The following is a 12,210-nucleotide window of genomic DNA, read 5'->3' on the forward strand; positions in this document are numbered from 1 at the left end:
CTAGTAAACTTCCATATTCGTTTTAAACCATTGCAGCACGGACATACCTTCCTGCTCGCGAATCTCTTCCACATTACGCTGTGCCACTTTTTCTCCGTCGGCGAGTACGATGACCTCGTCAAGCAGGGTTTCAATTTCATCAATTTCGTGTGTGGCTATGACAACGATTTGCTGCTCAAAATCAATATAAGAAACGAGGCTGTTGACAATTGAATCCCTGACCATCGGATCAAGACCGGAAAAAGGCTCATCCAATAGAATGACGGAAGCTCTTCTTGATAGTGCCAGCACGATTTTAAGACGGCCTCGATTCCCCTTGGAAAGCTGTTTTATCTTTTTTTCAGGCTTCAGCTGCATTTCTTCAAGCAGCTGATTGGCTTTCTCCACTTGAAAGTCAGGGAACTGTGATGCGTAAAAATCGAGCATATCTTTCACCGTAAATCCGGGATAAAACATGTCTAGCTCTGTTAGATAAGCCGTCTGTTTAATCATGTCTCTTGTTACAGGCTGTTCACCTGCTTTCACTGAGCCTGAAGTAGGGAACATCAGTCCGGCGATTAATTTTAAGGTTGTCGATTTCCCGCTGCCATTCGAGCCCAAAAGCCCGTAAATTTTTCCCGGAGATAAAGTAAAGGATATTTTATTCACCCCCTTATGGCCGCCGTATCTCTTAGACACATTGTCAAATACAATATTCATTCCTGTCCTCCCTCCGTGTATTTTTTAATCCCTGCCAGCATTTCTTCTTTTGTTAATCCCAGCTCTGCCATTTGATGAATAAAGCTTTCAAACACTTCACGGGTAAGCCTCTCTTTCAGTTCATCCACGATTTCAGCTTTTTCAGCGATAAATGTCCCTTGCCCTCTTCTTGTCTCCACAATTCCCAGCCTTTCCATTTCACTGTAGGTTCTTTGAATCGTATTTGGATTTACTTTTGTTTGAATTGCCATTTCTCTGACAGACGGCAGCTTGTCTCCGGGCACAAGCTCCTTTCTGACCAGCCTATAAAAAATTTGATCAGCAATTTGCATATAAATCGGTTTAGAGGATTGAAAGTCTTGTTTCATTTTCTCTACACCTCAACTTTTCGCTGCAGGAGCCTGGAAGCCAGAAAAAGAAACACAGCTGCCAACACCAGCATGACAATAATGGACGGATATGGAAGATGGAAGATGTTTAATTCCACACGCCACCCTAAGGATCCCTTGTATGTAAAACCGACATCTCCATACGTTGTGAAATAATACAGTTTATCCAGCGGTGTCAGCCAAGGTATGATCAAATGGTCCTCTACATAAAACCACCCTACCCCCAGTAACATACAAATGAACCAGCGAAACCGTCTGATGAAGGAAGAACTCGATTTTAAAGAATGAAACACATTCCACAGCAGGATTACCGCACAGGAAAGATAAGCAGTAAATACCAGCCCATAAAGATTAAAGACCAGTATCGTGCCTGCGAGCGGGACTTGATCAGCAATGAGCGCTTTTGAGTCAAGGTACTGATAAAGAGAGATTCCGTAAACTGAAATCAAAAACTGAAAGATGAATTGATAGACAAGACCGGCAGTCAGCTTTGAGAGTAAAAGCGTGGCTGCGCCGTTCGGATTATATAACCATAGCTGGTTTTTCCCCTCTACACGAAGACAATTGTAGACCAGCAAAGGAGCTAAAAATACTTGAAAAATGGCAAGCATTACCCAGCATCCAAAAACAGCTAAAGGTTCTTCAGCCAATCGTTCGAATAAAAAGCTCCCGGCAGATAATAGTATGACTGCACAGAGACATGTAAAAAACCGCATTTTTGACAGTCTCAGATCCTTTTTTACTAAACCCCAAAACGGCTTCATTGTTTTTCCTCCTAAAAACACTTATAAAGTGTATGAATCAAATAGTACACTATGACTTTCGGAAATACAACATATTCCATGGATTTATTTAATAAATAACCAAGTTTTATACATTTAAACAGCATAAAAAAAGCAAACCCGCCATGAGTAAACGGATTTGCCTTTGATATTATTTCTTTTTGTTTTTCATGGAGAGCAGCGCATCTCGATAACTGCTGTCCTGCATTTTGTCACTTTTTTCAGTGACCTCTTTTTCTTTCTGATCTTCCTCAGAATGCTTAAACTTTTGAAGCGCCTGCCTGTAGAAGTCATCCCCAATTGAGTCACTTTTCTCTTTTCCAGAGTCAGTTTTTACAACTGCTGGGACATGCTCAGCAGCCCGTGCTTCAGCAGGGTATTTTGCTTCGTTTTTTTCCTCTTCTGGAGGGGCGATTTTTTCAGCTGTTTCTCGCTTCTCGAGTCCAGCAGAGGCGTTGCGGACATTATACGTGATAAGGCCCGCAATCACAATGACAGCAGCAATAATTGCTATTATAATGGCCATTTTAACCTCTCCTTACTGTCCGGCTGTTAAGTTTCCTGTGACTTGGCTGACGCGTCTTCCTAATGCGCGGCCCAGCTGAATACCTTCCTCAGACATTAACTCATCACTGTCTACTGGACAAGTGACGCCCGCTCCGTAGTAAGAACCGTACAGTGCATTTTCCGGCACATTGCCAGGCAAACCGACAACAATCATCCCTTGGTGGAACATTGGCGTGATTAAGTTGTGCATTGTCATTTCCAAACCGCCGTGTGTTGTTGCCGTTGTGCAGAATACTGCGCCGACTTTGTTAATCAGCTCGCCTTCAGCCCACAAGTAGCCGAGTCTGTCAATCCAAGTTTTCAGACCTGCACTGATTGTTCCGAAATGCCCTGGGCATCCCCAAATAATCGCGTCCATGTCCTTAAGCTTGCGGATATCCGCCTGATCTACGTGGTCGATGAATACTTCAGCCGTGTCGTTTTCCCGAGCGCCTTCAGCAATCGCTTCTGCCAATACCTTTGTATGTTCACCTTCACTGTCATACACTACATAAATTTTCATTTAGGAAACCTCCCTGTACAGTTTAAGATTCCTTCACTTCTTTTGGAGCCGGAAGCAATGAAAGCTCCTCTTTTTTCTTTTTCTCCGCACGCAATTTATCTTTTCTGACATCACGCAGGAAAAGACTGAGAATCACACCTGCCACACAGAATAATGTCGCCCACATAAAGGCGTCATTAATCCCCATGACGTTTGAATCGAGTGACGCGTGTTTGTAAATATGTGAGTAAACATACGTTTTCGCTGTCTCATAGGGTACATTCATATTCACCATTATATTCGAAACTGCATTTTGGAACGCATGGAGGAAGTTCGGGTCCGCCGTGCTTGTTTTATCTGCAATTTGTGAATAATGGAATGTCGTACGGTTTGTATAAATCGTCGTAATTAAGCTTGTTCCAATCGATCCGCTGATTTGGCGGAGCGTGTTGCTCATCGCTGTTCCGTGACTGTTCAGACGGGCAGGAAGCTGGTTCATCCCAGCCGTCATGACAGGCATCATTAAGAGCGACATACCGAATGCGCGAATTGAGTATACAAGCATAATGTGTGTATACGGTGTATCAATGGTCAATTGCGTATATTGGAATGTTGTCACCACTGTCACGACCAGTCCAATAATCGCAAGCGGTCTTGGGCCGAATTTATCAAACAAAATACCTGAGATCGGTGACATGATCAGCATCACGATCGCACCCGGAAGCAGAAGCAGACCGGATTGAAGCGCCGTAAATCCGACCAGGTTTTGCAGATAGATCGGTAACAGGAACATACCAGTGTAAAGTGCCACTGTAATAATGATATTAATAACACTTGAGAGTGAGAAAATGTCGTATTTAAACACTCTGAAATCAAGCATCGGATCATCATGACGCAATTGCTGAACAACAAAAGCAATAATTGCAATGACGCCGATTATAACTGTAGACAGTACAACCGGGTCGGTCCAGCCGTCAGAACCCGCTTCACTGACTCCATATAATAAGGATGCGAATCCGACAATCGAGAGGATCGCTCCAAGAGTGTCGAGTTTGATTTTTTGCGGCTCCACCAAATTCTTAAAGATGAAGAAAGCCACGATGATAACAATTGCGCCGACTGGCACAAGTCCGTAAAACATGATGCGCCATGTGTAATGCTCAATGATCCACCCGGAAAGAGTCGGGCCGACCGCTGGAGCAAACATCATCGCAAGTCCGAAAATCCCCATTCCTTTCCCCCTGCTTTCAGGCGGGAAGATTAACAGAATGGTTGTCATAACAAGCGGCTGCAAGATACCTCCGCCCACGGCCTGGATCAAACGGCCGATCAGCATTGTAGAGAAGTTAGGTGCGATACCGCAGACTAACGTACCGAGCGTAAAACAGAACATAGCGACGAGAAAGAGACTCCGTTGGCCAAAACGTGTAATCAGGAAGGCAGATAACGGAATTAATACGCCGTTAACAAGCATGTAACCTGTTGTGAGCCACTGAATCGTCGTTGCACTTACGCCAAATTCAGTCATTAAGTGCGGCATTGCGACGTTAAGCAATGTTTGGTTTAGTATTGCCAAAAATAAACCCGACATTAGCACAATCAGCAATGTCATAGGGCTTTTTGTATTTTTTTCTTTGCCTGTAGCCATCTAAGACAACCTCCTTTCATGGTTTGATGACTGATCTGTTTTACTCAGAGATTTTAACAGATGCATTCATACCTGGAAGCACCTTATCAGATGGGTTTTTGATTGAAATTTTAACTGGAACTTTTTGAGTTACTTTTGTGTAGTTTCCGCTTGAATTTGTAGATGGAAGCATATCAAAAGTTGAGTTAGTCGCATAGCCAATTTCTTCTACAGTACCATCAAATGTTGTATCAGGATCTCCGTCGACCACTACGTCTACACTATTTCCTACTTCAACATCTGCAATATCTGTTTCTTTAATATTTGCTGTGATATAAAGGTTGTCCATGTCAATCGTTTGCGCAATTGTTGTACCAGCTTGTACGGTTTGTCCGTTTTTCACTTCGTTTTTCACAATTGTTCCATCCATGATGGATTTTACATCGACAGTTTGTTCACCTTTGATTTTTGCAACTGTGTCGCCTTTTTTCACTGTTTTTCCTTCTTCAAGATCCCAGTCGGATACTTTACCTGCTGCCGGAGCTGAAATAGCTGCCATGTCGCCGGCTACTTTTGCTTCATCTGTTTTTACGTAGTTTGTGCTTTGATAATAGTAGTAAGCACCTCCGCCTATAATTGCAAGAACAACAATCAAACCGATAATGTTGGTCAGAATTAAACGTCCTCTGTTCATTTTGTTTTTCTCCTTTCGTTTCTTCCTCTATCATTTTGTGGAAAGCTGGTGAAAATATGTGGGATGTTTTTAATTACCGCTTTTTTCTGCACAGCCTTCAGCAAGCTTTGATAAACTTCCGGCAAGCTTACGCAAATATTGAAGCTGAGACGTGTCAAGCTTCTGATACAGGCTCGCGCCCATTTTTGCGTATTGCACAGCGGCTTCTTGTAAAAGTTCTTCCCCCTCTTCGGTTAACTGAATCATGACGATACGGCGGTCATCCGGACTGTCATACCGATTCATCAATTGCCGGTTATATAGGATATCGGTCATCCGGGTCACAGAAGCAGGCTTAAGATCAAGAGACATGGCCAGCTTGCTGAGCGGCGTGCTTCCGCTTTGATGAATTTTAAACATCAGTAAATATTGAAGGACTGTAATATCAAAAGGCTCAAGCACAATCTCCAATATCTTCTTCTGTTTTTTATAGATAGCCCGAGACGTATCGAAGAGCTGTTCAAAAGTGAGCAAAGCACGTTCTGATTCAGTCAACTCCTTTTCACCTCATTCCTCAATAATAGTTCACAAGATAAAATATTAATAAATGAAAGAAGATTTGTCAAAGGAAAAATCTCTTTTTCCCTCTCATTTTTTTCGCAATCGCTTTCTTACTTTTTTTAAATAAAAAAAAGCCCTGTAATGGGCTATTTACTAGGATAATTGATGGCTGATGCCAGCTTCTTCATTTCTAAAAAAGTTCTTCAGCGCCTGAAAAACATCTGACTTTTGTTTTAAAATATAGTATTTGAATTTCTCGTCTTTCACATTTTTATAAGCCGACATTAACGTCGAATGTCTGTTGTATTGATTGACCTCGCCATAGCAGAACAAATTCGCTTTCTTCATAATATCATTCACCAATTTCACGCAACGCGCATTATCAGATGTCAGATTGTCGCCGTCAGAGAAGTGAAAAGGGTAAATATTATAACGGGCGGGGCTGTATTTTTCATCAATCAGTTCAAGTGACTTTCGATATACGGAAGAACAGATTGTTCCGCCGCTTTCTCCTTTTGAAAAGAAATCTTCCTCAGACACAACTTTTGCTTCTGTATGATGAGCAATAAATTCAATTTCAACCGTTTCATATTTCGTCCGTAAAAAGCGGGTCATCCAGAAAAAGAAGCTTCTCGCCATATATTTTTCCCACACGCCCATACTGCCGCTCGTATCCATCATTGCTAACACGACAGCTTTTGACTCAGGCTTCGTGACATCGTTCCATGTTTTATATTTTAAGTCCTCCGGATAAATCGGATAGAAAGACGGCTTCCCTGTCATCGCGTTGCGTTTAAAAGCCGACATCATTGTTCTTTTCTTATCAATATTACCGGTTAACCCTGTTTTTCGAATATCGTTAAACTCGATATCCGTGTGAATGATATTATCTCTTTCTTTTTGCTGGAGATTCGGAAGCTCTAATTCTTTGAAGAGCGCTTCTTCTAAATCCATTAGTGAAACTTCTGCTTCATAATAGTCCTCTCCCGCCTGATCTCCGGCTCCCTGTCCTTTACCCGGCCCCTGTTTTTTGTCTGATCCGTCCCGGGCTACAACATCTCCAACCTGGCTGTCGCCGTCCCCTTGCCCTACGTGTTTATTTTTATCGTAGTTATAGCGGATTTTATACTCATCCAGTGAGCGGATAGGAATTTTCACTACATCTTTGCCGTTAGACATAATAATGCTTTCCTCAGTTACGAGATCCGGCAGATTGTTTTTGATGGCTTCCTGTACTTTTTTCTGGTGGCGCTGCTGGTCATCGAAGCCTTTGCGATGGAGGGACCAGTTTTCCTCAGAAATCAAAAAATGGCCGCTGTCATTTTGGGACATGAATTCCCCTCCTTAACCATTTGTGGTCGTGATACATACCTATTCCGGCTTGTGCCAGATTATGAAACAAGTCTTTCGTAAAGATTTATATTCATCATATGCTTATAAGTACAGTTAATTGACAAACTATTTAGAAAATGGTACAAAACAACCCGCCCTGTCCGGACGGGTCACTTGCTTATCGGTTCAGCAGGCTGCCGACGTATTTCAGCAGCTCATTGGCACTCGTTGAGTTGTAGCCGTGCTCATCAATTAAACGGGCTACGACTTCATTTACTTTCTTCAGCTGCTGCTCATCAGGGGTTTTCGTTGAGGTCGTAATTTTAACAACATCCTTCAAATCAGCAAACAATTTTTTCTGAATGGCTTCACGCAGTCTTTCATGGGAATTGTAGTCAAACCGCTTTCCTTTTCTCGCATATGCGGAAATGCGGATCAAAATTTCTTCGCGGAACGCTTTTTTAGCGTTTTCGGAAATGCCGATCTGTTCTTCGATTGATCTCATCAGCTTTTCGTCCGGATTCATTTCTTCTCCTGTCAAAGGATCACGCAGCTTATTTTTATTGCAATAAGCCTCTACGTTGTCGAGATAATTATCCATCAGCGTTTTGGCTGATTCTTCATATGAATACACAAACGCTTTTTGGACTTCCTTCTTCGCAATATCATCATATTCCTTACGGGCTGCAGAAATAAGATTCAAGTACCGTTCCCGATCCTCGTTTGAAATAGACGGATGCTGATCAAGTCCTTCTTTTAAAGAACGGAGAACATCAAGGGAATTGATCGACTCCATATTTTTTCTGATAATGGTAGAAGAAATGCGGTTAATCACGTAGCGCGGGTCAATTCCGCTCATGCCCTCATCATTATATTCTTTCTTCATGTCCTCAACGTCTACTGAATTAAAGCCTTCCACACTTTCTCCGTCATATAGTCTCATTTTCTTCACCAGATCAATATCAGACCGCTTCGGCTCTTTTAATCGCGTAAGGATTGAAAACATCGCGGCGACCTTAAGTGTGTGCGGAGCAATATGAACATCCGATACATCACTTTCTGCGATCATTTTTTCATAAATTCTTTCTTCCTCAGACACCTTTAAGTTATAAGGAACAGGCATCACAATGATTCTGGAGTGCAGGGCTTCGTTTTTCTTATTAGAAATAAATGAGCGATACTCCGTTTCATTCGTGTGAGCCACGATCAGCTCATCAGCGGAAATTAACGCAAATCGCCCGGCTTTAAAATTCCCTTCCTGTGTCAGTGAGAGCAAGTGCCAGAGAAACTTCTCATCACATTTCAGCATCTCCTGAAACTCCATCATGCCTCGGTTCGCCTTGTTCAGCTCTCCGTCAAACCGGTAGGCGCGCGGATCAGATTCAGAACCGTATTCAGCAATGGTTGAGAAATCAATACTTCCCGTCAAATCGGCAATATCCTGAGATTTCGGATCAGACGGGCTGAAGGTGCCGATTCCCGTACGCTTATCCTCAGAAAAGAAGATCCGCTCCACCCTCACATCTTCAATCCGCCCTCCGTACTCTTCCTCCAGCCTCATCACATTTAATGGTGAAAGGCTTCCTTCTATTCTAATGCCGTATTCTCTGTAAAAATCCTCCCGCAAATGATGGGGGATTAAATGAAGGGGGTCCTCGTGCATCGGGCAGCCTTTAATCGCATATACAGCACCATTATCCGTCAGCGTGTACGCTTCAAGACCTTTTTTGAGCATCGTGACCAGCGTTGATTTACCGCCGCTCACAGGGCCCATTAAAAGCAGAATCCGCTTTCTGACATCAAGCCTTTTCGCGGCCGGATGAAAATACTCCTCCACAAGGCGCTCGAGGGATTCTTCAAGCCCGAACAGCTCGCGGTCAAAAAAGCTGTACTTCTTCCGTCCGTCAATCTCCTCTATCCCGCTGTCTTTTATCATATTAAAAACACGAGAATGAGCAGATTGCGCGACCATTGGATTTTCTTTAATAATCTCCAAATAATCAGCGAATGTTCCTTCCCATTTCAGACGCTGCTCTTCCTCTCTGTACTTTTCAATTTTCTTTAATATATCCATAAGGACCTCCTCTATCATGTTTGATGCGCTGTGCAAAAAAAGGTACTTTGATACAATCTATGCCGTCAGCCCTTGATACATGCTTTGGTTTCTTAAAAATAAAGATACCCTATGCAGCGTTGACAAGGCAGACTGCATGCGTTCATAATAAAGAAAATACAGAATCATCCAGACTCGGACAGCAGGAAAAATTGAAGAGGGGGAGAGACGGTGAAAACAATCATCATGATGGGTGTCATTGTCACTTTTTTAGTATCAATTTTTACCGCAGGATACGATAGCAAGCCGGGAAAAGAATAAAAAGAAAAGGGTGCTCCCTCTTGAGAGCACCCTTTTCCTGTGTAACAGAACAATGTTTTACAACTTAATTCTTTTGTTAACTTTTGAATGCTGATCGCATTTGCATTTGTTTTCAAACTCAATTGTGCCGATTTTACAGCCTGGCCCGATAACAACTTCTTTCCCTCTGACCGCCGCCGCCTCGGTATGTTCCAAATAGATTTTATCTCCCTCAATCAGCTCCGCAGTTAGTCTCGCTTTTTTTCGCTTAAAAAAGCTTGCACGTCTTTTTACTGTAATAGACGTTCCGCCTATTTCCCGGACCTGGCTGTCATCATGACTCAATCCGATATCAATCTCGCCTGCATTCAGCAAACCTGTTACGTCCACACAGCCAGTGATATGAAATGATTCGATTTCACAATCGCCTTTAACGCTGAGCTTACCTTTTGCTTCGCACAAATCCCCTGCCATATTGCCGCCGATCTCCGTCAGACCTTTCAGCTTCAATCGGCCAACATGAAGAGCGCCTCTGATTTGCATTGTCCCGTATATGCTGATTTTGCCCGCAATCAAATCGCCTTCAAACTCGCTTTCTCCGAGTACTTTCAGCCGTTCAGTCTCCGCGTTCCCGAGAAAACGGCCTGTGCCGTATATGCGGCAGCCTGCAGCGGACAGTCCTTCTCCAATCACACCTTCACCTTTGATGCTGACATGGTGATAGGCGCCTCCCGAAGCGTGCCCGGCACCATATAATTTTAAATGTCCTAGTTTTGCTGTTTCCATATGATCCTCCTTACATTTTTGTGTATGTGCCTACCGTAGCGTTCGGATCACAAGTGTAGTCGCCGCTGTATTCCACAGTCTCAATCTGGCAGTTCGGACCGATTTTCACTGTGTTTCCCCGCACCATCTTGGCGTTCGTATGTGTCAGCTCAATTACGTCTCCCTCAATCAGTTCAGCTGTTAACACAGGCTGCGGCATCAGCTTCAGCAATGTCAGCATCCCTTTTCTGCCCGTCACTTGAAGATGGCGGCAGCCGATCTCCCGCACATAACTCTCTCCGGAAGAAAGCTTGATATTCACCTGATCAGCATTTAGGAGACCGCTGACTTTGCATTTCCCTTCAGTCTGAAATGTTTCCGTTTCGCAATCGGCTTCCATGACCGCCTTTCCGGTGATCACAATGTCATCAGCCTTGACTGCTCCGCCAAATGTTGACGATCCCGCGACCTTCAATTGTTTAGCGGCAGTCTCACCTTGAATAAAACCTGTTCCATTCATGCGGATGGATTCTGCATCAACATCCCCATGAATTTTGCCTGAGCCGCTAATGGTTACTGTTTTTGCCTTGACGCTCCCGTCCGCTTTACCGGTGCCGTTGAATGAAAAAGAGTCACACTCCACGTCTCCCGCCACAGTTCCGCTGCCATTAATCTCAACTGATTGAAATTTTCCGCCCTTTGAACTCCCCGTACCGTTTATCACCAGATTATCCATTATTTCCATTGATGGCCCTCCTGCATATATTTTGTCTTTAGTTCCTCTGAAACATTGGCTAAATCCACTCTTTCCACAATCTTAACGGACGACTCAAAAAGGATGCTGTCTGCGGCAGCCGCAATAAAACAAGTCGTTACACCCAGCTTGCGCAAAATGATCAGTTCCGTCTGTTTCTTGATCTCCGCTGTTACATGCTTCCTCAATACGTCAGCAGCCATTTTCGCTTCTTCCAGGCTTACATTTCCGGACTGTAAAAGCCCTTCAAGCACATACAGCGACAGCAGATCACGAGAAGAAAAAACCGTGTCTGGTCCGCCTTCTGAATAGACATGGAGAGCCGGCTTTGATATCAAGCCTTTCGTCAGCAATTCATCAGCCGTCATGCTCACATCCTTCATTTTCGGTGACAGCATCTCCCGCATCTCATCCAAAGACAAATTTTCTTTCATCTTTTGAATGATTGAAATGCGCTTTAAAATATCCTCTCTAGGAAAAAACGTCTCTTGTCCTGTAAATGTGGATTTACGTATAAACCACTCCTCAGGGATTAAATTTTTCCGTTTCCATCGATACAGCTGACCGTATGAGATGGATGTTTCTTCAAGCAATTCTTTTTTAGAGATTAATTGATCTTCCATAAGTCCAGCTCCTTTGATGGATACATTGTAACATAACACTGTTACGTTGTTAAGCCTAAAATAACAAAACACAGTTCTATAAAAAAACCCGCCCATACACATGAGCGGGTTTTTCACTATTTTAAATCTCGGTAATTTTGCTGACGCAGTGCCTCATACACTAGAATCGCTGCGGTATTGGACAGATTTAGCGATCTTACATGCTCTGTCATCGGAAGACGCAGGCATCGGTCCATATTATTTTGAATTAATTCCTTTGGCAAACCGCTTGTTTCTCTTCCGAACACAAAGAAATAATCCTCGTCAATATCCGTGTAGTCAAAAGATGTATGCGGCTTTTGGCCGAATTTCGTGATGAAGAAAAACTGCCCTTTCTTATATGCCTCAAATAATTCTTCTAACGAGTCATGATACACTACGTTTACAAACTCCCAATAATCAAGTCCGGCGCGCTTCAGCATTTTATCATCAGTTGAAAAGCCGAGCGGACGAATCAGGTGGAGCGTTGTATCTGTTGCTGCGCAAGTACGTGCGATGTTCCCTGTATTAGCAGGAATTTCTGGTTGATATAAAACGACATGTAATGCCACTGTGTGTTCACCTC

The 12,210-nt window shown here is 43.3% G+C and carries 13 protein-coding genes and 1 pseudogene; all 14 read right to left on the minus strand.

The features are described from left to right. The gene (locus V6D42_RS10000) at positions 1-699 is read right to left on the minus strand and encodes an ABC transporter ATP-binding protein (RefSeq protein WP_333513103.1); all 699 of its coding nucleotides are present in this window, start codon (positions 697-699) and stop codon (positions 1-3) included. Next, positions 696-1,067, minus strand: coding sequence for a GntR family transcriptional regulator (locus V6D42_RS10005; RefSeq protein WP_326333013.1), 372 nt, complete (start codon positions 1,065-1,067; stop codon positions 696-698). Before V6D42_RS10005 ends, V6D42_RS10000 begins: the two co-directional genes overlap by 4 nt. A 5-nt stretch (positions 1,068-1,072) precedes the next feature. Further along, the gene (locus V6D42_RS10010; protein WP_333513104.1) at positions 1,073-1,852 is read right to left on the minus strand and encodes a hypothetical protein; all 780 of its coding nucleotides are present in this window, start codon (positions 1,850-1,852) and stop codon (positions 1,073-1,075) included. 169 nt (positions 1,853-2,021) lie between these two features. After that, positions 2,022-2,396 (minus strand): hypothetical protein, encoded by a 375-nt coding sequence (locus V6D42_RS10015; RefSeq protein WP_010333505.1) that lies wholly within the window; start codon positions 2,394-2,396, stop codon positions 2,022-2,024. Between the two features lie 12 nt (positions 2,397-2,408). Next, positions 2,409-2,939: an NAD(P)H-dependent oxidoreductase gene (locus tag V6D42_RS10020; protein WP_010333504.1), complete on the minus strand. Its 531-nt coding sequence runs from the start codon at positions 2,937-2,939 to the stop codon at positions 2,409-2,411. A gap of 22 nt (positions 2,940-2,961) precedes the next feature. Further along, on the minus strand, positions 2,962-4,566 hold the full coding sequence (locus tag V6D42_RS10025; RefSeq protein ID WP_010333503.1) for an MFS transporter: 1,605 nt from the start codon (positions 4,564-4,566) through the stop codon (positions 2,962-2,964). Positions 4,567-4,606: 40 nt separating this feature from the next. Beyond that, positions 4,607-5,273 (minus strand): annotated as a pseudogene (locus V6D42_RS10030) (HlyD family efflux transporter periplasmic adaptor subunit). Positions 5,274-5,308: 35 nt separating this feature from the next. After that, a complete protein-coding gene (locus V6D42_RS10035) occupies positions 5,309-5,773 on the minus strand; it encodes a MarR family transcriptional regulator (protein WP_010333501.1) in 465 nt (154 codons plus the stop codon). Between the two features lie 159 nt (positions 5,774-5,932). After that, on the minus strand, positions 5,933-7,111 hold the full coding sequence (gene yhbH / locus V6D42_RS10040; RefSeq protein WP_010333500.1) for a sporulation protein YhbH: 1,179 nt from the start codon (positions 7,109-7,111) through the stop codon (positions 5,933-5,935). Between the two features lie 178 nt (positions 7,112-7,289). After that, entirely contained in the window at positions 7,290-9,185 is a 1,896-nt protein-coding gene (prkA, locus tag V6D42_RS10045; RefSeq protein WP_010333499.1) for a serine/threonine protein kinase PrkA, read from the minus strand. 357 nt (positions 9,186-9,542) lie between these two features. Beyond that, entirely contained in the window at positions 9,543-10,250 is a 708-nt protein-coding gene (locus tag V6D42_RS10050) for a hypothetical protein (protein ID WP_333513105.1), read from the minus strand. Positions 10,251-10,260: 10 nt separating this feature from the next. Next, on the minus strand, positions 10,261-10,974 hold the full coding sequence (locus V6D42_RS10055; RefSeq protein ID WP_333513106.1) for a bactofilin family protein: 714 nt from the start codon (positions 10,972-10,974) through the stop codon (positions 10,261-10,263). Then, complete coding sequence (locus V6D42_RS10060; protein WP_333513107.1) at positions 10,965-11,606, minus strand: YhbD family protein; 642 nt, start codon at positions 11,604-11,606, stop codon at positions 10,965-10,967. The genes V6D42_RS10055 and V6D42_RS10060 overlap by 10 nt, the downstream gene beginning before the upstream one ends. 116 nt (positions 11,607-11,722) lie before the next feature. Continuing rightward, positions 11,723-12,196 (minus strand): tRNA (uridine(34)/cytosine(34)/5-carboxymethylaminomethyluridine(34)-2'-O)-methyltransferase TrmL, encoded by a 474-nt coding sequence (gene trmL / locus V6D42_RS10065; RefSeq protein WP_024120684.1) that lies wholly within the window; start codon positions 12,194-12,196, stop codon positions 11,723-11,725. Positions 12,197-12,210: the final 14 nt, after the last annotated feature.

It is taken from the genome of Bacillus sp. 0909A (genome assembly GCF_036765115.1).
GTDB classification, from domain to species: Bacteria; Bacillota; Bacilli; order Bacillales; family Bacillaceae; genus Bacillus; species Bacillus mojavensis.

Excerpts from the sequence above, each read along its gene's own strand:
- V6D42_RS10000 (WP_333513103.1), bottom strand. The coding sequence starts at position 699 with ATGAATATTGTATTTGACAATGTGTCTAAGAGATACGGCGGCCATAAG.
- V6D42_RS10005 (WP_326333013.1), bottom strand. The coding sequence starts at position 1,067 with ATGAAACAAGACTTTCAATCCTCTAAACCGATTTATATGCAAATTGCT.
- V6D42_RS10010 (WP_333513104.1), bottom strand. The coding sequence starts at position 1,852 with ATGAAGCCGTTTTGGGGTTTAGTAAAAAAGGATCTGAGACTGTCAAAA.
- V6D42_RS10015 (WP_010333505.1), bottom strand. The coding sequence starts at position 2,396 with ATGGCCATTATAATAGCAATTATTGCTGCTGTCATTGTGATTGCGGGC.
- V6D42_RS10020 (WP_010333504.1), bottom strand. The coding sequence starts at position 2,939 with ATGAAAATTTATGTAGTGTATGACAGTGAAGGTGAACATACAAAGGTA.
- V6D42_RS10025 (WP_010333503.1), bottom strand. The coding sequence starts at position 4,566 with ATGGCTACAGGCAAAGAAAAAAATACAAAAAGCCCTATGACATTGCTG.
- yhbH (WP_010333500.1), bottom strand. The coding sequence starts at position 7,111 with ATGTCCCAAAATGACAGCGGCCATTTTTTGATTTCTGAGGAAAACTGG.
- prkA (WP_010333499.1), bottom strand. The coding sequence starts at position 9,185 with ATGGATATATTAAAGAAAATTGAAAAGTACAGAGAGGAAGAGCAGCGT.
- V6D42_RS10050 (WP_333513105.1), bottom strand. The coding sequence starts at position 10,250 with ATGGAAACAGCAAAACTAGGACATTTAAAATTATATGGTGCCGGGCAC.
- V6D42_RS10055 (WP_333513106.1), bottom strand. The coding sequence starts at position 10,974 with ATGGAAATAATGGATAATCTGGTGATAAACGGTACGGGGAGTTCAAAG.
- V6D42_RS10060 (WP_333513107.1), bottom strand. The coding sequence starts at position 11,606 with ATGGAAGATCAATTAATCTCTAAAAAAGAATTGCTTGAAGAAACATCC.